Origin of the sequence: Luxibacter massiliensis (assembly GCF_900604355.1) — a bacterium.
In the GTDB taxonomy this organism is placed as follows: domain Bacteria; phylum Bacillota; class Clostridia; order Lachnospirales; family Lachnospiraceae; genus Luxibacter; species Luxibacter massiliensis.
This window is the reverse complement of record NZ_UWOE01000001.1, coordinates 2548800-2569782: the sequence shown is the minus strand read 5'-3', so window position 1 is coordinate 2569782 and position 20983 is coordinate 2548800. Positions and strand designations below refer to the sequence as shown.

General features: G+C 47.2%; 16 protein-coding genes. All 16 read left to right on the top strand.

Going from position 1 to position 20983, the window contains the following annotated elements; all coding sequences use genetic code 11:
• Positions 1–8 precede the first annotated feature (8 nt).
• The 16 genes from priA (at position 9) to glpK (ending at position 20530) form a co-directional block, all read left to right on the top strand.
• Positions 9–2234, top strand: coding sequence for a replication restart helicase PriA (gene priA, locus EFA47_RS11805; protein WP_122643461.1), 2226 nt, complete (start codon positions 9–11; stop codon positions 2232–2234).
• Between the two features lie 54 nt (positions 2235–2288).
• On the top strand, positions 2289–2765 hold the full coding sequence (gene def, locus EFA47_RS11800) for a peptide deformylase (protein ID WP_122643460.1): 477 nt from the start codon (positions 2289–2291) through the stop codon (positions 2763–2765).
• 4 nt (positions 2766–2769) lie between these two features.
• Positions 2770–3720: a methionyl-tRNA formyltransferase gene (gene fmt / locus EFA47_RS11795; RefSeq protein WP_122643459.1), complete on the top strand. Its 951-nt coding sequence runs from the start codon at positions 2770–2772 to the stop codon at positions 3718–3720.
• 67 nt (positions 3721–3787) lie between these two features.
• Positions 3788–4489: a zinc metallopeptidase gene (locus tag EFA47_RS11790; protein WP_122643458.1), complete on the top strand. Its 702-nt coding sequence runs from the start codon at positions 3788–3790 to the stop codon at positions 4487–4489.
• Positions 4490–4504: 15 nt separating this feature from the next.
• Positions 4505–5860, top strand: coding sequence for a 16S rRNA (cytosine(967)-C(5))-methyltransferase RsmB (rsmB, locus tag EFA47_RS11785; RefSeq protein ID WP_122643457.1), 1356 nt, complete (start codon positions 4505–4507; stop codon positions 5858–5860).
• A 124-nt stretch (positions 5861–5984) separates the two neighbouring features.
• Positions 5985–7025, top strand: a complete 1041-nt coding sequence (gene rlmN / locus EFA47_RS11780; protein ID WP_122643456.1) for a 23S rRNA (adenine(2503)-C(2))-methyltransferase RlmN — start codon at positions 5985–5987, stop codon at positions 7023–7025.
• A gap of 12 nt (positions 7026–7037) precedes the next feature.
• Positions 7038–7781 carry a Stp1/IreP family PP2C-type Ser/Thr phosphatase gene (locus EFA47_RS11775; protein WP_122643455.1) on the top strand — a complete coding sequence of 248 codons (744 nt, stop codon included), beginning with the start codon at positions 7038–7040 and terminating at the stop codon, positions 7779–7781.
• Positions 7775–9871, top strand: a complete 2097-nt coding sequence (pknB, locus tag EFA47_RS11770) for a Stk1 family PASTA domain-containing Ser/Thr kinase (RefSeq protein WP_122643454.1) — start codon at positions 7775–7777, stop codon at positions 9869–9871. Before EFA47_RS11775 ends, pknB begins: the two co-directional genes overlap by 7 nt.
• A gap of 3 nt (positions 9872–9874) precedes the next feature.
• Positions 9875–10753: a ribosome small subunit-dependent GTPase A gene (gene rsgA / locus EFA47_RS11765; RefSeq protein WP_122643453.1), complete on the top strand. Its 879-nt coding sequence runs from the start codon at positions 9875–9877 to the stop codon at positions 10751–10753.
• A 3-nt stretch (positions 10754–10756) separates the two neighbouring features.
• On the top strand, positions 10757–11419 hold the full coding sequence (gene rpe, locus EFA47_RS11760) for a ribulose-phosphate 3-epimerase (RefSeq protein WP_122643452.1): 663 nt from the start codon (positions 10757–10759) through the stop codon (positions 11417–11419).
• Entirely contained in the window at positions 11412–12065 is a 654-nt protein-coding gene (locus EFA47_RS11755; RefSeq protein ID WP_122643451.1) for a thiamine diphosphokinase, read from the top strand. The genes rpe and EFA47_RS11755 overlap by 8 nt, the downstream gene beginning before the upstream one ends.
• A 99-nt stretch (positions 12066–12164) precedes the next feature.
• Entirely contained in the window at positions 12165–13262 is a 1098-nt protein-coding gene (gene ychF, locus EFA47_RS11750) for a redox-regulated ATPase YchF (RefSeq protein ID WP_122643450.1), read from the top strand.
• 53 nt (positions 13263–13315) lie between these two features.
• Positions 13316–14263 carry a prolipoprotein diacylglyceryl transferase gene (gene lgt / locus EFA47_RS11745; RefSeq protein WP_122643449.1) on the top strand — a complete coding sequence of 316 codons (948 nt, stop codon included), beginning with the start codon at positions 13316–13318 and terminating at the stop codon, positions 14261–14263.
• Between the two features lie 242 nt (positions 14264–14505).
• Positions 14506–18048: a pyruvate:ferredoxin (flavodoxin) oxidoreductase gene (nifJ, locus tag EFA47_RS11740; protein WP_122643448.1), complete on the top strand. Its 3543-nt coding sequence runs from the start codon at positions 14506–14508 to the stop codon at positions 18046–18048.
• Between the two features lie 385 nt (positions 18049–18433).
• Entirely contained in the window at positions 18434–19006 is a 573-nt protein-coding gene (locus EFA47_RS11735; protein ID WP_122643447.1) for a glycerol-3-phosphate responsive antiterminator, read from the top strand.
• Positions 19007–19024: 18 nt separating this feature from the next.
• Positions 19025–20530: a glycerol kinase GlpK gene (gene glpK / locus EFA47_RS11730; RefSeq protein WP_122643446.1), complete on the top strand. Its 1506-nt coding sequence runs from the start codon at positions 19025–19027 to the stop codon at positions 20528–20530.
• The last annotated feature ends 453 nt before the right edge of the window (positions 20531–20983 follow it).

Here is a 20983-nt window from a genome sequence, read left to right as displayed (position 1 = left end):
GGCATTACATGTATGCAGAAATTATTGTAGATATTACCCATGAAAAATTAGACAGGATATTTGAATACAGAATCCCCTCCCATCTGGAAGGGGAACTTTCTGTAGGTATGGAAGTGCTGGTCCCTTTTGGCAATGGGAACCGCAGAATAAAAGGGTATGTAACTGGAATTTCCGAGGCCTGTGAGTATGAAGAGTCGAAAATAAAAGATATCGCAGATATCTTAAGGGACAGCGTGGAAATAGAGGGCAGGCTCATTGCCCTGGCTGCCTGGATGAAGGAGCAGTATGGAGGCACTATGATACAGGCATTAAAGACTGTGCTGCCCATAAAACAAAAGGAAAATGCAAAGATTAAGAAACGTATCCGGCTTTTGCTGGACGAGGAGGCAGGCAGGCGGCAGTTAGATATATACTTGAAAAAGAATGAGAAGGCCCGCGCCAGGCTTCTGGCAGCGCTCTTAGAAGATCCTGTACTGGATTATGGACTTTTGTCCCAGAAACTTAATATTACAATGAACGTAGTGCGGGCGCTGGAGGGGCAGGGAGTTGCCGCCCTGGAAGAAGAAACTGTATACAGGAATCCGGTCAGCGGCAAAAAAGAAGAGAAGAATATCACTTATACCAGGGAGCAGCAGCAGGTGATACAGGCATTTTGGGATGACTACAGCGGCCAAAGAATGGGGACCTATTTGCTGCACGGTGTCACAGGCAGCGGCAAAACAGAAGTTTATATAGAGCTGATTAAACGGGTGGTATCTGAAGGGAAGCAGGCCATTGTCCTGATTCCAGAGATCGCACTGACTTATCAGACTGTTATGCGTTTTTACCGGAACTTTGGCGACAGGGTGTCGATTATGAATTCCCGATTGTCCAAAGGAGAGCGGTATGACCAAATGATGCGGGCAAAGAGCAAAAAGGTGGACGTGATGATAGGGCCCCGCTCGGCTTTATTTACTCCTTTTCCGAACCTGGGCCTCATTGTGATTGACGAGGAGCATGAGCCAACTTATAAAAGCGAGCAGGTACCAAGATACCATGCCAGGGAAACCGCTGTGGCCAGAGCTGAGATGGAGGGCGCCAGTGTGATACTAGGGTCTGCCACGCCGTCGCTGGAGGCAATGTACCGGGCAAGGAAGGGGGAATACCGGCTCCTTGAGATGCGGTGCCGTTCGGGAGACCAGGGGATGGCTAAGGTATATATAGCAGATTTGCGGGAGGAGCTTAAGGAGGGGAATAGATCTATTTTAAGCCGCAGGCTCAAGGAGCTTATGGAAGGCAGGCTAAAGAGGCAAGAGCAGGTGATGCTGTTTTTAAACCGGCGGGGGTATGCAGGCTTTGTATCCTGCCGGGAATGCGGCCATGTAATAAAATGTCCACATTGTGATGTTTCCCTTTCTTTCCACAAGAATGGAAGGTTGGTCTGCCATTATTGCGGGTATGAAGAACTAAGGAAGCAGGAATGCCCCGCGTGCGGGTCACGCCATATCGGGGAATTCAGGGCAGGCACCCAGCAAATAGAAGAACTTGTAAAACAGCAGTTTCCACAAGCCAGGGTCCTGCGCATGGATATGGATACCACAAAGCAGAAAAACGGGCATGAGAAGATCTTGTCTGCCTTTGCGAATGAGGAGGCAGATATTCTGGTGGGTACCCAGATGATTGTAAAGGGCCATGACTTTCCCAATGTCACACTTGTGGGCGTGCTGGCTGCTGATATGTCATTATATGCAGATGATTACCGAGCCGGGGAGAGGACATTTCAGTTACTTACCCAAGCTGTTGGACGGGCGGGCAGAGGTGAGAAGGAAGGGGAGGCAGTGATCCAGACATATAGTCCTGAACATTATGGGATTGTGACAGCGGCATGTCAGGACTACGAGGCCTTTTACCAGGAGGAAATCAGGTACCGTGAGCTTATGGGGTATCCTCCGGCAGAGAACTTGCTGGCAATCCTTGTAAGCTGCGCAGATGAGCAGTTATTAGAGACGGGCTGCAGATATTTAAGGGAATACACTGCCAGGGTGAAGCCAAATAGGGAGCTGGAGGTAATCGGCCCGGCAGCCCCGGGGATCGGTAAAGTAAATGATGTCTATCGGAAAGTGCTGTATCTAAAGGCAAAGCAGTATGGGTTACTTGTGAGAATGAAGAATTATTTAGAACAATATATTGAGGTAAATGAAGGATTCAGGAAGATGCGGATTCAATTTGATTTTAATCCCATGAATATTTTTTGACAGGTATAGCAGAGAGATAAGTGGAACAAAATAACATGACATATGGAGGGCGTTATGGCAATCAGAGAAATCAGGGAGATTGGAGACGAGATTTTAACAAAGAAGTGTAAAAAGGTTACGGAGGTGACGCCGCGGACCACAATGCTTATAGATGACATGCTGGATACAATGTATGAAATGCACGGTGTGGGACTGGCAGCCCCCCAGGTGGGAGTGCTCAAAAATATTGTTGTTATAGATGTGGGAGAAGGCCCTATCGTGCTGATCAACCCGGAGATTATTGAGACAGACGGGGAGCAGACAGGAGAAGAGGGGTGCTTAAGTGTCCCAGGAAAATGGGGGATTGTTACAAGGCCAGCTTATGTGAAAGTACGTGCGCTGAATGAAGATATGGAGGAGTTTGAAGCAGAAGGCGAGGGACTGCTGGCCAGGGCATTCTGCCATGAGATTGACCATCTGTATGGGGATTTATATGTGGATAAGACAGAAGATGGACTTCATGATGTGACTGCTGAGGAGGAAGAGGAGTAAGGTTATGAAAATAATATTTATGGGAACACCGGATTTCGCCGTGGGAACTCTGGAGGCACTTGCTGACGCAGGCCATGAGATATGCTTGGCCGTGACGCAGCCGGACAAACCCAAAGGCAGAGGAAAGGAAATGCAGTTTACACCTGTGAAGGAAGCGGCACAAAAAAGGGGCATTCCAGTTTATCAGCCAATAAAGGTCAGAAAGCCGGAATGTGTGGAAGAACTGGGAAAATATGAAGCCGATGTGATTGTGGTGGTAGCGTTTGGCCAGATCCTGCCAAAAGAGATACTGGAAATGGCGCCTTATGGCTGTATCAATGTACATGCATCGCTGCTGCCTAAATATAGAGGGGCGGCGCCTATACAGTGGTCTATTATCCAGGGAGAGAAAGTTACAGGAGTAACTACAATGCAGATGGATGAAGGACTGGATACTGGGGATATGATTCTCAAGACAGAAGTTCCCATTACTGCCCAGGAAACTGGCGAAAGCCTCCACGATAAGCTGGCACAGGCCGGTGCGCTATTGTGTGTAAAAACTCTGGAAGCCTTGGAAAATAAAACGGCAGTATTCGAGAAGCAGGGAGACAGCCCTACACCTTATGCAAAGATGCTGGACAAGAAAATGGGAAACATAGACTGGAGCTGCCCGGCAGATGCGATAGAACGTCTGGTGAGGGGATTAAATTCCTGGCCCGGCACTTATACCTATTGGGGAGACAAGGTGCTGAAAATATGGGAAGCCAGGGCCTGCCCCCAGGAGCAAAAGATTCATCCGGCAGAGCCTGGCACTGTGCTGGCGGCCGAGAAGGACAGCCTTGCTGTACAGACAGGGGAGGGAATCCTTTACATCAGGCAGCTTCAGATACCAGGAAAGAAAAGAATGGAGACAAGTTCATTTTTGAGGGGATATCATATAGAGACAGGCACGGTATTTACCGGCAGTTTGACTTAAAAGCCTGAAGGCCGGTATAGGCAGCCGCCGGCTGCCATGTGCCATTTCGGAAAATGGAGGGAGTATTATGTTTTATTATTACTATGACCCAACGTACCTGCTGGTTTTGATCGGCGCCCTAATCTGTATATTGGCTTCGGCCAGAGTAAACAGCGTATTTAGACGGTATTCCCAGGTACGCAGCCATGCAGGCATGACAGGGCGTGAGGCGGCGGAAAAGATCCTGCGGGCCAATGGGATATATGATGTACGGGTACAGCATATATCTGGGAACCTGACAGACCACTACGACCCGCGCAATAAGACCCTGAGCCTCTCGGATGCTACGTACCAGTCTGCTTCTGTGGCGGCAATCGGAGTGGCGGCCCACGAGTGCGGGCACGCAGTCCAGCATCATGTGGGGTATGCACCGCTGAAAATCAGGGGAGCTCTTGTGCCAGTCGCAAACTTTGGCTCTATGGCAGCCTGGCCACTGATTATCATTGGCCTGCTTATCAATAGTAATGGGGCCATGATTCTTATAAATCTGGGAATCCTTCTGTTTTCGGCAGCTGTACTGTTCCAGATCGTCACGCTTCCGGTGGAGTTTAATGCGTCCAGCCGGGCGGTGCAGGTTCTGGAGAATACAGGGATGCTTTACCCGGAGGAAATACAGGCCACAAAAAAGGTGCTGGGCGCCGCGGCGTTGACCTATGTGGCCAGCGCTGCGTCCATGATTCTTCAGCTTCTGCGGCTTCTGCTTATAAGCGGGCGCAGAAACCGTGATTAAGTGAGGGGATATACTATGACAAAACCATTGAGTGAGCGGGAGATTGTACTGGGAATATTGCTGGAAGTGACTGAACAAGATATCTATAGCCATATAGTCCTGGGGAATGTACTGAACAAATACCAATACCTAGATAAGAAAGAGCGGGCTTTTATTACGAGAGTGACGGAAGGTACTCTGGAACATATGGTAGAGATAGACTATATCCTTGATCAGTTTTCCCGGGTAAAGGTAAAGAAAATGAAACCGGTGATCAGGAACATTCTCAGAAGTGCAGTTTACCAGCTCAAATATATGGATACCGTACCTGACAGTGCAGTCTGTAATGAGTCGGTAAAATTGGCTGCAAAGAAAGGCTTTGGTACGCTGAAAGGTTTTGTGAACGGTGTGCTGAGGAATACCGCAAGGCATTTGGGGGAAGTGGCATATCCAAGGGATCCGCTGCAGGAATTGTCCGTCAGATATTCTATGCCGGAGTGGATACTAAGGCACTGGCTGGCCGCCTATGACCGGGGGACAGTTGAGGCAATGCTGAAGGAATTCCAGAAAGAGAAGCCTGTGACAATCCGGTGTAATGTCAGCATGATACAGCCGAAAGAGCTTAAGGAAAGGCTTGAGGGAGAGGGCGCCACCGTTCAGGAACACCCGTATCTCCCCTATGGGTTTTATATTTCAGGCTACGACCACCTGGGGGAATTGAGTTGTTTCCAGGAGGGACTGTTTACCGTCCAGGACATCAGCTCTATGCTGGTGGGCGAAATTGCCTCCCCAAAAAAGGGGGACTATATTATTGATGTATGTGCGGCGCCTGGAGGAAAGGCCCTTCACCTGGCTGACAAATTGGAGGGCACTGGATATGTGGAGGCCAGGGATTTAAGTGCATATAAAGTGGCGTTGATTGAGGATAATCTGTCCCGCATGAACATGAAAAATGTGGCTGCCCTGACATGGGATGCATGTGTTTTAGATGAGGCCTCTGTGGGGAAAGCAGATATTGTAATAGCAGACCTGCCCTGCTCAGGATTGGGGGTGCTTGGTAAGAAAACGGATTTAAAATACCGCATGACAGAGGCGCAGGCAGGCAAGCTGGCCATCCTCCAACAAAAGATTTTGGATGTGGTTTGGCGTTATGTAAAGCCAGGGGGGATGTTAATCTATAGTACCTGCACTGTCCATGCCCCGGAGAACCAGGAAAATGTCCGTTGGTTCCTGGAGTCCCATCCCCATTTCTGTTTGGCCGATATAGGGAAGAAGCTGTATGGGGCCCTTAAAGAAGAGGCAGAAGTGAACGGATATATTCAGCTGCTGCCAGGAATCCATGAGAGTGACGGGTTCTTTATAGCAGGATTTAGACGTAAAACCTGTCCATAGGCAACACAGAGACGCAGTTTATGGGCGCTAATCAGACGGACGCTTATTGCCGGGGAGGGCAGTACTATAGGAGAAAGAGGCGGCCGATAAACCAGAAGGGCACGTTAAAGAGGGATAGAGGTAAATGAAGAAGGATATTTGTGCATATACATATGAACAGCTGCAAAAAGAAATGGAGGAAATTGGGGAGAAGCGTTTCCGGGCCAAACAGATATATGATTGGCTGCATGTAAAGCAGGCGGAAGATTTTTGTATGATGAGCAATCTGCCCAAGGGACTTCGCAGTAAACTGGATGAAAATTATGAAATTCTTCCTGTTACGCTTCTCAGAAAGCAGGAATCTAGGTTGGATGGGACAAGTAAATTCCTTTTCCAGCTATATGACCAGAATGTGGTGGAGAGTGTCCTTATGCGCTATAAGCACGGAAATTCAGTCTGCATTTCCTCTCAGGTGGGGTGCAGGATGGGATGCCGTTTCTGTGCCTCCACAATTGGCGGGCTGGTTCGAAACCTTTCCCCTTCAGAAATGCTGGGGCAGGTATACCAGGTACAGAAACTTACGGATGAGCGGGTGGACAATGTCGTTGTTATGGGCACTGGGGAGCCTCTTGACAATTATGATAATTTTGTCAGATTTGTGCACCTTCTCACGGATGAACATGGCCTCCACATTAGCCAGAGGAACGTGACCGTTTCCACCTGTGGGATTGTGCCGGGGATTCTGAAACTGGCAGGGGAACAGCTCCAGATCACGCTGGCCCTATCCCTCCACGGCGCCACCCAGGATAAAAGAAAGCAGCTGATGCCAGTCGCAGATAGGTATGAGTTTGGGGAAGTCCTGTCTGCCTGTGATGTGTATTTTAAGCGCACAGGGAGGAGGATTACTTTTGAGTACAGCCTGGTACATGGAGTGAACGATACGGATGAGGATGCCAGAGAACTGGCAGATATCCTGAGGCACAGAAATTGTCATCTGAACCTGATACCTGTGAACCCAATACAGGAGCGTGATTTTAAACGGCCGAGCAGGAAAAATGCGCAGAATTTCAAAAATAAACTTGAAAAAAGCGGAATAAATGTTACTATAAGAAGGGAAATGGGTGCAGATATCGATGGTGCCTGTGGGCAGCTCAGACGACGTTATGTGCAGACAAACAAAGAATAAAGGAGATATGCTATGAGGACATTTTCCATGACCGACGTTGGTATGGTAAGACAAATAAATCAAGATTATGTCTATACGACAGATAATCCGTTAGGGCCTCTCCCAAATCTGTTTGTAGTAGCTGACGGCATGGGCGGACATCAGGCAGGCGATTATGCTTCAAAATATACGGTGGAAGTTTTAAAAAGAGAGTTGAAGAAGAGCCATGAGGAGGATGTGGAAAAGGCGCTTGTGGCTGCAATAAAAACAGCAAACCGGGAGATTATCAAAAAGGCATCCCAGGATTCCCACCTAAAGGGGATGGGAACCACAGTGGTGGCAGCTACGGTAGTCAACCAGATGATGTATTTTGCGAATGTAGGGGACAGCAGGCTGTATTTGATTAACCAGGGGATTATACAGCTGACAAAGGACCACTCCCTTGTGGAAGAGATGGTACGTCTGGGGGGGATTAAGCCGGAGGAGGCGAAGCATCACCCAGATAAGAACATTATTACAAGGGCCATTGGGGCAAAGGATAGTGTGGATGTAGATTTCTATGAGCACCGCCTGAAGAAGGGGGACATCATCTTGATGTGTACAGACGGACTCAGCAATATGGTGGAGGATGAAGAATTGTTCCATATTGTGCAGGGGGGCAGAGATATTGTGGAGGCTGCCCAATCCCTGGTAGAAACAGCGAAGGAGAACGGAGGTACGGATAATATAGGGATTGTACTGGTGGAGCCGTTCGCGGATGAGGTGAGTATATGTTAAAAGAAGGGATATTTTTAGGGAAACGGTATGAGATACTTAGCCGTGTCGGTTCAGGGGGGATGGCGGATGTCTATAAGGGGAAAGACCATAAGCTGAACCGGTATGTGGCAATCAAAGTACTAAAAAGTGATTTCCGCAGTGATGAGATATTTATCCAGAAATTTTTAAGTGAGGCCCAGGCAGCCGCCGGGCTGATGCACCCGAATGTGGTGAATGTGTATGATGTAGGCCAGGACCGGGGCCTCTATTATATGGTCATGGAGCTGGTTGAGGGCATTACATTAAAGGAATATATTGAAAAGAAGGGCAGGCTGACTGCAAAGGAGACCATCAGTATTTCCATACAGATGGTAACTGGCATTCAGGCGGCCCATAATCAGCATATTGTCCACCGTGATATTAAACCCCAGAATATTATTATTTCCAAAGAAGGGAAAGTAAAAGTAACAGATTTTGGCATTGCCAGGGCCACTACATCTACAAATACAATTAGCGCCAGTGTAATGGGGTCTGTGCACTATACATCTCCTGAGCAGGCCAGAGGCGGTATTGTAGATGAGAAGAGCGATATTTATTCAGCCGGCATAACAATGTATGAGATGGTAACAGGGCATGTTCCTTTTGATGGGGATTCTACAGTATCTGTTGCAATCAAGCACCTCCAGGAGGAGATTGTTTCCCCGGCAGAAGAAGTTCCGGATATCCCCTATAGCCTTGAATGTATCATCATGAAATGTACGAAAAAGAATCCGGAGTCCAGATATCCTGACTGCCAGTCTTTGATCCTGGATTTAAAGAGATCTCTTGTGGATCCAGACGGTGATTTTGTGAATATGCCCCTGCCCCTGTATGGCGGCGATCCGGATGAGACTGTGCTGATGAATACTGAGGAGATGGAGCGTATTCAGGAGCGGGAATATAATTCCGGGGGATACGGTGATGAGCTGGATGAGTACGATGACTATGACGATGATGAGTATGGCTATGACAGCGATGAATACGACAGTGACGATGAGTACGGCCATGACGGCATAAATGGAGAAGTGGAACCCAGCACGAAAAAAATTATGAAAATACTCATGATTGTGGCTGCGGTGCTGATCGCCTTTGCTGTCCTTTTTATGGTGGGCAAGGCGGCCGGATTTTTTAAAGGCGGATCTGGGTTAAGCCAGACAAAGACAGAGAGTCAAGTAAGCGTGCCAGATCTGGTAGGCATGACCGAGGAGGAAGCGAAGGCGGAACTGGATAAAAAGAAATTGGGTTATTATGTTTCTGGCCGGGAAGCGTCAGATAAATATGAAAAGGGCATCATTATCCGGCAGGAGACTGAAGCTAATAAAAAAGTGGACAAAAACACACAGATTAATGTGGTAGTCAGCACAGGCGTGGAAGAAAAGACTGTCCAGGTTCCCGATGTGACTGGATGGAGTGAATCGGAGGCACAGCAGGCTTTGGAGAACAGTGGACTGGTGGTGGATTCCCAGGCCGAGTACAGCGACAGTGTGCAGGAAGGGTCCGTTATCTCAACCGACCCAGGAGCCGGGGCAGAGGTAAAAGAGGGTACAAAGGTGAAAATGATTGTCAGCTTGGGAGCTGAAAAAGCAGCTGTTCCGGATCTGGTTGGGAAGAGCGCCGCTGACGCCGATGCCGCCCTCGTGGCTGCCGGGTTGGTAAGTGGAAACGTAACAGAGGAATATAGTGATAAATACGAAGCAGGCATTGTCATATCCCAAAGTACGAAGGCCAATAATAAAGTGGCTAAAAATACAGCGGTAGATTATGTGGTAAGTAAGGGGCAGATGGCAAAGGTGCCAAACCTGACTAATAAGACTATGGATGATGCAATCCAGGCTTTGACAGATGCAGGACTAAATGCAGGGAATATTACGGAAGAGCCAAACAGCAGTGTTATGGCCGGCTATGTTGTATCACAGTCTGCTTCTCCCGGAAGCGAGCTGGAGAAAGGCGCATATGTGGATTTTGTGTTAAGCACAGGGCCGGAACAGACGGAGGCCCCTGCCGTACCGGATGACGGACAGGGCGGCGAGGGAACCGGCGGCACAGAGGTAGACGGACTGGAAGGCTATTAAGATATGCAGGGAAAGATAATAAAAGGAATTGCCGGATTCTACTACGTACATGTAGTAGAATCCGGTGTTTATGAGTGTAAGGCCAAGGGTGTGTTCCGCAGGGATAAGATCAAGCCTCTTGTGGGGGATGATGTCAGGATAGAAATTTTGGACGAGACAGAAAAAGCAGGGAACATTGTAGATATCCTTCCCAGGAAAAATGAATTAGTGCGGCCTGCCGTTGCCAATATCGACCAGGCCCTTGTGGTGTTTGCAGTTGCAGACCCAAAACCTCACCTGAACCTGCTGGACCGTTTTCTAATCATGATGGAAAGCCGTGATATCCCTGTAGTACTATGCTTTAATAAAAAGGATGCTGCAGGGGATGAGGACGTAAGCCGGCTTGAAGAGATTTACAGGCCTTGTGTATCCCAAATTTTATTTACCAGCGCACTTACAGGAGAACATATAGATACGCTGGGGGAGGCCCTGTCCCACAGGACAACTGCTATCGCAGGCCCCTCTGGGGTGGGGAAGTCCTCCTTGATTAATCTTCTGCAGTCAGAGGTTCAGATGGAGACAGGCGCCATAAGCCGGAAAATTGCCCGGGGAAAGCATACTACAAGACATTCGGAGCTGATTGCGGTTGATGAAGTTTCCTATATCATGGACACGCCTGGGTTTAGCTCCCTGTATGTGGGTGAAATTGAGAAGAATGAACTAAAATATTACTTTAGGGAATTTACTGAATATGAGGGGAAGTGTAAATTCAGTGGATGTGACCATATACATGAGCCAGGATGTGCCGTAAAAGAGGCAGTAGAACAAGGCGCTATCCATAAGGCAAGATATGGGCACTATCTGGAAATATATCGGGAATTACAGGAAAAGAAGAGGTATTGACATATGAAGAAGATATTAGCGCCATCTATATTATCAGCAGATTTTAAGGTATTAGGAGAGCAGATCCGCATGACCGCAGACAAGGGGGCAAAATACCTGCATTTTGATGTGATGGACGGAATGTTTGTGCCCAGTATTTCTTTTGGGATGCCTGTCCTTAAGTCTATACGAGGGGGCACCTCCCAGGTAATGGATGTGCATCTCATGGTCATGGATCCCATCCGCTATGTGGATGCATTTCATGAGGCTGGGGCGGATATACTTACTGTCCATCTGGAGGCCTGCCAGGATATGCAGGCAGTCTTGGACAAGATCCATGCCTCTGGCATGAAAGCAGGTGTTTCCGTAAAGCCGGGTACTGCTATAGAATCTCTTTCTCCGATCCTGGAGCAGGCGGACATGTTCTTGATAATGTGCGTGGAGCCAGGTTTTGGGGGACAGGCATTTATACCAGAGTCATTGGACAGAATTAAAAACCTTAGGGCCATGCTGGATGAAAAAGGGTTAAAAACCGATATTGAGGTGGATGGCGGGATATACCTGACAAATGTGCGGGAAGTGATTGACGCAGGCGCAAATATTATTGTTGCAGGCTCTGCTGTCTTTAACGGAAGCATTTCTAAAAATGTTACAGGCTTTATGGAGATTTTCAAAGAATATGAATAGACGTACAGTGATTGTCAGCGGCGGCCTCCTCGAGGAGGACTTTGCTGTCAGTATATTAAAAGATGAAAAAACAGAGTTTATCATTGGGGTGGATAAAGGACTGGAATTCCTCTACAAGCACAGGATACTTCCTGATTATATTGTAGGGGATTTTGACAGTGCGCCCAAAGAGGTAGTCACATATTACAGAGAAGAGACGCGGGTGCCCGTCAGGGAATTTAACCCCGTCAAGGACGCATCGGACACCGAAATTGCCCTCAGGCTTTGTCTGGATCTGCACAGGAGGGATATTCTGATTCTGGGGGGGACGGGGACAAGGCTGGACCATGTGTGGGCCAATATACAGAGCCTTAAGATTGCGCTGGACGCAGGCGCCGATGCAAGACTCTTGGACAAGCATAATCAGATACGGCTTTTAGACCATGATACAGTACTGAAAAAAGAGGAGGCATGGGGCCCTTATTTTTCTGTGTTCCCCCTTGGAAGTTCTGTGGAGGGTTTTTGCATCAGAGGGGCAAAATACCCTTTGAACCACCATCTGCTGACACCCTATGACAGCCTCTGTGTGAGTAACGAGATAGAGGGGGAGGAGGCCGTGATCTCTTTCCCATATGGGGTAGTCATATTGATGGAGACAAGGGACTGACAGGGGATTCTAAGACAAAGCAGATTGCCGGACATACTTAGAAAATAAGATTGATGATATACTGTAAAGCAGATAATTTTGAGGGAGGTAGATAGGAAAATGAAATTGGGCATAGTGGGATTACCGAATGTTGGGAAAAGTACATTGTTTAATTCACTTACAAAGGCAGGGGCAGAGTCTGCCAACTATCCTTTCTGTACAATTGACCCGAATGTAGGAGTGGTGACAGTGCCGGATAAGCGCCTTGATGTTTTGGGTGAAATGTACCATACAAAGAAAATCGTGCCCGCGGCTATCGAATTTGTAGATATAGCCGGGTTGGTAAAGGGAGCGTCAAAAGGGGAAGGGTTGGGAAACCAGTTTTTGGCCAATATACGAGAAGTGGATGCTATCGTGCATGTGGTCAGATGTTTTGAGGACAGCAATATTGTACATGTAGATGGGAGCATTGACCCGCTGCGGGATATTGAAACTATTAATCTGGAATTAATTTTTTCTGATCTGGAAATTTTGGAGCGGAGAATTGCGAAAACAGCCAAGGTGGCCAGAAATGATAAGGGGGCTGCAAAGGAGCTTGATTTGTTGGGCCGCATTAAGGCACACCTGGAAGAAAATAAAATGGCAAAGAGCTTTGAGACAGAGGACGAAGATGAACAAGCTTGGATGGAAAGTTATAATCTGCTGACAGCAAAACCGGTTATTTTTGCAGCCAATGTGACAGAGGATGAGTTGGCTGACGATGGCGCAGGCAATCCGGGAGTCCAGGCTGTACGGGAATATGCAGCGCAGGAGGACTGCGAGGTGTTTGTAGTCTGCGCCCAGATTGAGCAGGAGATCGCAGAGCTGGATGAAGATGAAAAAAGAATGTTTTTGGAAGATTTAGGATTAGAAGAGTCAGGACTGGAAAAGCTAATAAAAGCCAGCTACCATCTTCTTGGCTTAATCAGCTACCTTACGGCAGGTGAACCGGAAGTACGGGCATGGACAATCACAATGGGGACAAAGGCACCCCAGGCCGCTGGAAAGATTCACTCTGATTTTGAGAGAGGCTTTATCAGGGCAGAGGTTGTAAGCTATGATGACCTGATGGAGTGCGGGTCTCATGGGGCGGCAAAGGAGAAAGGGCTGGTCAGGCTGGAAGGAAAAGAGTATGTGGTGCAGGATGGAGATATTATCCTATTCCGGTTTAATGTATAGCAGCAGCTACAGTATGTCCGGCCAGCAGAACTGTATGGGAAGGAGCATGGGACATGCATTATAATATTAATTTTCCTCATCTTGGAATCCATTTTGAACATGTGGGGAAGGCTGTTTCAGTATTTGGCTTTGACATCGCATTTTATGGGATCATCATAGGCACTGCCATACTGATAGGATTTTTGATTGCCACCGCGGAGGCAAAAAGAACCCGGCAGAACCCGGAGGATTATCTGGATATGGGGATTATAGGCGTGATTGCGGGGATCGCAGGCGCCAGGTTATACTATGTCATTTTCTCGTGGGATATGTACAAGGACAATTTGCTAGATATCTTGAATTTAAGAGAAGGGGGACTGGCCATTTATGGCGGTGTAATCGGGGCCGTGGTGACGGTGCTTATTTTTGCCAGGATCCGGCATCTGAATGCCCCCCAGATTTTTGATACCATTGCCCTGGCGCTAGTAAATGGCCAGATGATTGGGCGCTGGGGGAATTTTTTCAACAGGGAGGCTTTCGGCGGATATACGGACAGCCTTGCGGCTATGCAGCTGCCCCTGGATGCAGTCAGGAGCAGTGACGTGACAGAGGCAATGCGTGCTAATGTGCAGGTGGTGGACGGAGTAAGTTATATCCAAGTGCATCCCACATTCCTGTATGAGTCGGTCTGGTGCTGTATTTTATTTATTATATTGCTTATTTACAGGCGGCATAAGAAATACGAGGGAGAAATCTTCCTGATTTATCTGTTTGGGTACGGCCTGGGACGGGTCTGGATAGAAGGACTCAGGACAGACCAGCTTTTGCTGCCAGTGGCAGGGTTCCCTGTATCCCAATTACTGGCTGGTATTATTGTTATTGTAACCGGTGGACTGCTGATCTATCTGAAAAAGAACCATAAAAGGATGCCGTTTTTAAAAACTGGCAGGAGATATGAACCATTGCCTGATAAGCCGGTGGGGAAGAAGCGGCCCAGGGCGAAGGACAGGCTGTTTAAATAGGTAAATGGGGACTGCGCACAGGCAGTCCCCATTTGAATTTGTAAACGATTCTGACAATGGAGTGCAAAGGGGTCAGACCCCTTTGAATTTCCTCCAGGGGAACTTTGCGGATCCTGGCTTATGTACTGGAAAATAAACAAAAAATAAGACAGGCTCTATGGACTTTTGTCATTTTTGGCGATATAATGAAATCACATGTGAAAAATTAACTTTTACAATGTAATTTTAAGGAGGAACAAGAAATGGCAAGAAAAATGAAGACCATGGATGGTAATCAGGCCGCGGCCCACGTGTCCTATGCGTATACGGAAGTTGCAGCTATTTACCCTATTACACCATCATCCGTTATGCCGGAGCACGTGGATGAATGGGCCACCGAAGGCAGGGAGAATATTTTCGGGCAGACTGTTCAGGTAACAGAGATGCAGTCTGAGGCAGGTGCTGCGGGAGCTGTACATGGTTCCTTATCAGCCGGGGCTATGACAACAACATTTACAGCATCCCAGGGATTGCTTTTGATGATCCCTAACTTATATAAAGTAGCAGGTGAACAGTTACCGGGAGTATTCAATGTATCAGCCCGTGCAATCGCAAGCCATGCACTGTCAATCTTCGGAGATCATTCAGACGTATATGCATGTCGTCAGACAGGCGCTGCCATGCTTTGTGAATCAAGTGTCCAGGAAGTTATGGACTTGACAGCTGTTGCACACTGTGCAGCTGTGGAAGGCAAGATTCCATTTATTAACTTCTTCGACGGTTTCAGGACATCCCATGAGATTCAGAAGATCGAGACATGGGATTATGATGATCTGAAAGATCTGGTGAACATGGACGCTATTGACGAGTTCCGTGCACATGCCCTGAACCCAAATCATCCATGCCAGAGAGGTTCCGCCCAGAACCCTGATATTTTCTTCCAGGCAAGAGAGGCATGTAATCCCTATTATGATGCCCTGCCAGGAATTGTTCAGGATTACATGGACAAAGTTAATGCTAAGATCGGTACAGATTATAAATTATTTAACTACTATGGTGCAGAGGATGCGGAGCGTGTTATTATCGCTATGGGTTCTGTCTGTGATACTATTGAGGAGACAATTGATTATCTGCTGGCAGCAGGCGAGAAGGTCGGCGTTGTTAAGGTACGCCTGTACAGGCCTTTCAGCGCTGAAGCTTTAATTAATGCAATTCCTGAGACAGCTAAGACTATTACTGTGCTTGACAGGACAAAAGAGCCGGGTGCCCTGGGAGAGCCGTTATACTTGGATGTTGTAGCTGCATTAAAAGGAACAAAATTCGATGCAGTGCCTGTACTTACAGGACGTTATGGATTAGGATCTAAGGATACCACACCAGCCCAGATCGTTGCTGTATTTAAGAATACAGAAAAACAGAAATTTACAATCGGTATTGAAGATGATGTGACAAATCTGTCATTAGATGCAGGTGCTCCGCTTGTTACGACTCCAGAAGGGACAATCAACTGTAAGTTCTGGGGACTGGGCGCCGACGGTACTGTAGGGGCCAACAAGAATTCTATCAAGATTATCGGTGACAATACAGATATGTATGCCCAGGCTTATTTTGATTATGACTCAAAGAAGTCAGGCGGTGTAACAATGTCCCATTTACGTTTTGGTAAGGAGCCAATCAAGTCCACATACCTGATCAGGCAGGCAAACTTTGTTGCATGCCACAATCCATCTTATGTTGACAAGTACAACATGGTTCAGGAACTAGTGGATGGAGGAACTTTCCTTTTGAACTGTCCTTGGGATATGGAAGGACTGGAAAAGCATCTGCCAGGACAGGTAAAAGCATTTATTGCTAACCACAATATTAAGTTCTACACCATCGACGGTATTAAGATAGGTAAGGAAATCGGATTGGGCGGACGTATCAATACAGTTCTGCAGTCTGCATTCTTTAAACTCGCAGCTATCATTCCAGAAGAGGAAGCAATCGACCTGATGAAGAAGGCAGCAAAAGCTACTTATGGAAGAAAAGGCGATAAGATTGTACAGATGAATTATGATGCAATCGATGCTGGCGCAAAGCAGGTTGTTGAAGTGGCAGTTCCTGACAGCTGGAAAGATGCAGAGGATCAGGGCCTGACAACGCCTCATGTTGATGAAAACGGAAGAAAAGATGTTGTTGATTTTGTTAAGAATATCCAGGCGAAAGTAAATGCGCAGGAAGGTAATACACTTCCCGTATCTGCGTTTACAGAATATGTAGATGGATCCACACCATCAGGATCTTCTGCATACGAGAAACGTGGTATTGCAGTAGATATTCCTGTATGGCAGCCAGAAAATTGTATCCAGTGTAACCGCTGTGCATATGTATGTCCTCACGCTGTTATCCGTCCGGTAGCTCTGACAGAGGAGGAAGCAGCTAAGGTTCCAGAAGGAATGAGCACAATCGATATGATGGGTATGCCGAACATGAAATTCTCCATCACAGTATCTGCTTATGATTGTACAGGCTGTGGTTCATGTGCAAATGTGTGTCCTGGAAAGAAGGGTGAGAAAGCTCTTATTATGGGTAACCTGGAAGCAAATGCAGGAGCACAGGAGTTCTTCAATTATGGAACAGAGATTCCTGTGAAGCCGGAAGTAGTTGCTAAGTTTAAAGAGACAACTGTGAAAGGAAGCCAGTTCAAACAGCCTCTGCTTGAATTCTCAGGAGCATGTGCAGGCTGTGGAGAAACTCCTTATGCAAAATTGATTACGCAGTTATATGGAGATAGGATGTATATCGCCAATGCAACAGGATGTTCCTCTATCTGGGGTAACTCCTCACCGTCTACGCCATATACAGTAACACCAGAAGGCAAGGGCCCGGCATGGTGTAATTCCCTGTTTGAGGATAATGCGGAGTTTGGCTATGGTATGCTTCTTGCACAAAATACAATCAGAGAGAGACTGAAAGGCAAAGTAGAGAAGCTGTCTGAGAGTGCAGAGAACGCCGATGTGAAGGCAGCTGCCCAGGAGTATCTGGATACATTTGCAGTAGGCGCAACCAACGGGACAGCTACAGATAAGCTGGTAGCCGCTTTAGAGGCTTGCGGCTGTGATTCTGAGGACAGAAAAGAACTGTTAAAGGGCAGAGATTTCCTGGCTAAGAAATCCCAGTGGATCTTTGGCGGTGACGGTTGGGCTTATGATATTGGGTTCGGCGGCGTTGACCATGTGCTGGCCAGCGGGCAGGATATCAATATTATGGTATTTGATACAGAAGTTTACTCCAATACAGGCGGACAGTCTTCCAAAGCTACTAAGACAGGCGCTACTGCACAGTTCGCAGCAGGTGGAAAAGAAATTAAGAAGAAAGACCTGGCAGGAATCGCTATGAGTTATGGGTATGTATACGTGGCACAGATCGCCATGGGTGCTGACTTCAACCAGACTGTGAAGGCTATTACAGAGGCAGAGGCTTATCCAGGGCCATCACTTATTATTGCTTATGCACCATGTATTAACCATGGAATTAAGAAGGGTATGAGCAAGGCTCAGACAGAAGAGCAGCTTGCAGTTGAATGCGGTTACTGGAATAACTTTAGATTCAATCCTGCAGCAGAGGGCAATAAGTTCTCCTTGGACAGCAAAGAGCCTAAAGCTGAAGATTATCAGGCATTCCTTGACGGAGAAGTTCGTTATAATGCCCTGAAGAGAGCGAATCCAGAGAAGGCAGAGAAGTTGTTTGCACAGAACGAGCAGGAAGCTATGGAAAGATATGCTTATCTGAAGAAATTAGTGACTCTTTACGGAGAGGAATAAGAAGTTTCCAGGAGGATTTCTGGAATAAAGAATATAAGTGGCAAGTATGCGGCATCCCTTGCGGGGGATGCCGCTTTTATAATTACATAGGGAATTCTTTTGAATTTCCTGTGTAATTATAAAGTACTCCGTGCCAGACTGCACTGGGATGTTGTGGGAGGGATTATATGGCTCATGCCGCCCGCCGCAGGCGGAGAATCCTGCTATAGCAGTTAAATTATATTTGCTGTACTAGGAAGGAAATAACTACAGGCCAGGGCATACGCTGTGGATAGGGAAAAGACAAGAAACCTTATACTCAGAAAGAACAGGGAAATACCGTTGCTTTTAAGAAAGAATAAATTTATAATATATAAAAAGGCAGGGATTCGACAGGGAGGGCGGCATGAGTCAGTTTCATGATTTAGTTGAGGAAAACCCAGTGATTGCAGCGGTGAAGGATATGGACGGCCTTGAAAAAAGCTGCCGTCTGGAGGATATCAAAGTGATTTTTATTTTGTTCGGGGATATCTGTACAATTGGAGAAATCGTAGAACAGATTAAAGTTGCCGGAAAAACAGCCATGGTACATATAGACCTGGTAGGAGGACTTAACACAAAGGAAATTACTGTTGATTTTATTAAAAATAGTACCAAAGCTGATGGAATTATCACAACCAGGCCCATATTGGCACAGAGGGCAAAAGAAATGTCCATGTATGCTGTGCTCCGTTTCTTTGTTATTGATTCCATGGCTCTGAAGAATATTGAGGGCCTGCACATGCCAAGGGGCATCAGGCCGGATTTTATTGAAGTGCTTCCGGGGGCCATGCCTAAAATTATACGCAGGATTTGTTCCAGCAGCCCTATCCCGGTGATTGCAGGGGGATTAATCTCTGACAGGGAGGATGTGACAGGGGCGCTGGATGCCGGCGCTGTGGCGGTATCCGCAACAAATCAGGATGTCTGGGAAATGTAAATAAGGAGGGAAAGCGATATGGCAAGGTATGTAATGGCACTGGATTCGGGTACCACCAGCAACAGGTGTATTCTTTTTAATGAAAAAGGGGAAATGTGCAGTATGGCACAGAAGGAGTTTACGCAATATTTCCCAAAGCCTGGATGGGTAGAGCATAACGCGGAGGAAATCTGGTCTACGCAGCTGGAAGTGGCCAGGCAGGCTATGGCCAATATCCATGCTACTGCAGCGGATATTGCTGCCATAGGGATAACGAACCAGAGGGAGACAACGGTTGTCTGGGACAGGGAGTCGGGAGAACCGGTGTACCATGCCATTGTCTGGCAGTGCAGGAGGACATCTGAGTACTGCGATGGTTTGAAGCGTAAAGGCTTAACAGATAAGTTCAGGAGTAAGACGGGCCTTGTGATTGATGCATATTTTTCTGGTACAAAGGTAAAATGGATCCTGGATCATGTGGAGGGAGCCAGAGAGAAGGCGCAGAGGGGAGAACTTTTATTTGGGACTATTGAGACATGGCTGATATGGAAGCTGACAAAGGGGGCCGTCCATGTGACGGACTATTCAAATGCCTCCAGGACCATGATGTTTAATATCAATACCTTACAGTGGGATAAGGAAATATTGGATGAGCTGGGAATCCCGCATTCCATGCTGCCCGAAGTGAAACCATCCAGCTATGTTTATGGTGAAGCTGATACAGGTTTTTTCGGTGCGCCTATTCCTATTGCCGGTGCAGCGGGGGATCAGCAGTCTGCTTTGTTTGGACAGACTTGTTTCCATAAGGGGGAAGCAAAAAATACATATGGCACAGGCTGTTTTCTGTTGATGAATACAGGTGAAAAGCCGGTATATTCTGGGAATGGACTTGTGACAACCATAGCCTGGGGCATAGAGGGAAAGGTAACATATGCGCTGGAAGGGTCTATATTTGTGGCCGGGGCGGCCATTCAGTGGCTGAGGGATGAGATGGGACTGATAGATTCATCGGAGATATCTGAGTATATGGCCCAAAAGGTAGAGGACACTAACGGCTGTTATGTAGTACCTGCATTTACTGGGTTGGGGGCGCCCTATTGGGATCAGTATGCCAGAGGGACGATTGTAGGGCTGACCCGGGGAGTAAATAAGTACCATGTTATACGTGCCACATTGGAATCTTTGGCCTATCAGGTAAATGACGTGCTGGAGGCCATGAAGGCTGATGCAGGGCTTGCCCTGTCAGCTTTAAAGGTAGACGGAGGCGCCAGTGCTAATAATTTTCTGATGCAGACACAAGCGAATTTGAGCAATGCACCTGTCAACCGGCCCCAGTGTGTGGAGACGACCGCCATGGGGGCGGCCTATCTGGCAGGGATTGCTGTGGGGTACTGGGGCAGTAAGGAGGAGGTAGTGGCCAATTGGGCCATTGACAGAACTTTTAAACCAGAGATAGAAGCAAAAGTAAGGGATAGTATGCTGAAAGGGTGGAAAAGGGCAGTGCAGTATGCCCACGGCTGGGCAAAAAAGGAGCCAGACAGATAAAAGGTTGTATTTTTCAGGAAAGAACTATATAATAGTTATATAGCTAGAGCATTGCAGTAAACATGTTGTTAGAGACGAGTTTATAGTATGCTTAAATAGTATTTATGTGAATATATGCCGATGAGAACAGAGCCAGGCAAAAGACATATCATGAGGATATGCTTATTTGTCTGGCTCTGTTATTTTGTCTGATACTTTTGGGCATGTAAGCGCCCCCCGGGGCCTGTACTAAGGATACGCGGATATGCATCTGCCTGTAAGGGTATGCGACGGAGGGTTTTTAGGGCAAAAGAATGTGAATAGCCAGAAAGTCGTAATAAGTTGTAAAAAATGTATTACTGTATGGAAGCTGGACAGATTCAGGAGGCCCTAAAGGAGAGCGCTCGTATAAAGGGAGGGGATACAGAGTATACCTTATTGAACATTAGTAGTTCAATAAGTATAACCTTATTG

What these genes read in the sequence shown, in the direction of transcription:
- priA (WP_122643461.1), top strand. Translation starts at nt 9, where the DNA reads ATGTATGCAGAAATTATTGTAGATATTACCCATGAAAAATTAGACAGG.
- def (WP_122643460.1), top strand. Translation starts at nt 2,289, where the DNA reads ATGGCAATCAGAGAAATCAGGGAGATTGGAGACGAGATTTTAACAAAG.
- fmt (WP_122643459.1), top strand. Translation starts at nt 2,770, where the DNA reads ATGAAAATAATATTTATGGGAACACCGGATTTCGCCGTGGGAACTCTG.
- EFA47_RS11790 (WP_122643458.1), top strand. Translation starts at nt 3,788, where the DNA reads ATGTTTTATTATTACTATGACCCAACGTACCTGCTGGTTTTGATCGGC.
- rsmB (WP_122643457.1), top strand. Translation starts at nt 4,505, where the DNA reads ATGACAAAACCATTGAGTGAGCGGGAGATTGTACTGGGAATATTGCTG.
- rlmN (WP_122643456.1), top strand. Translation starts at nt 5,985, where the DNA reads ATGAAGAAGGATATTTGTGCATATACATATGAACAGCTGCAAAAAGAA.
- EFA47_RS11775 (WP_122643455.1), top strand. Translation starts at nt 7,038, where the DNA reads ATGAGGACATTTTCCATGACCGACGTTGGTATGGTAAGACAAATAAAT.
- pknB (WP_122643454.1), top strand. Translation starts at nt 7,775, where the DNA reads ATGTTAAAAGAAGGGATATTTTTAGGGAAACGGTATGAGATACTTAGC.
- rsgA (WP_122643453.1), top strand. Translation starts at nt 9,875, where the DNA reads ATGCAGGGAAAGATAATAAAAGGAATTGCCGGATTCTACTACGTACAT.
- rpe (WP_122643452.1), top strand. Translation starts at nt 10,757, where the DNA reads ATGAAGAAGATATTAGCGCCATCTATATTATCAGCAGATTTTAAGGTA.
- EFA47_RS11755 (WP_122643451.1), top strand. Translation starts at nt 11,412, where the DNA reads ATGAATAGACGTACAGTGATTGTCAGCGGCGGCCTCCTCGAGGAGGAC.
- ychF (WP_122643450.1), top strand. Translation starts at nt 12,165, where the DNA reads ATGAAATTGGGCATAGTGGGATTACCGAATGTTGGGAAAAGTACATTG.
- lgt (WP_122643449.1), top strand. Translation starts at nt 13,316, where the DNA reads ATGCATTATAATATTAATTTTCCTCATCTTGGAATCCATTTTGAACAT.
- nifJ (WP_122643448.1), top strand. Translation starts at nt 14,506, where the DNA reads ATGGCAAGAAAAATGAAGACCATGGATGGTAATCAGGCCGCGGCCCAC.
- EFA47_RS11735 (WP_122643447.1), top strand. Translation starts at nt 18,434, where the DNA reads ATGAGTCAGTTTCATGATTTAGTTGAGGAAAACCCAGTGATTGCAGCG.
- glpK (WP_122643446.1), top strand. Translation starts at nt 19,025, where the DNA reads ATGGCAAGGTATGTAATGGCACTGGATTCGGGTACCACCAGCAACAGG.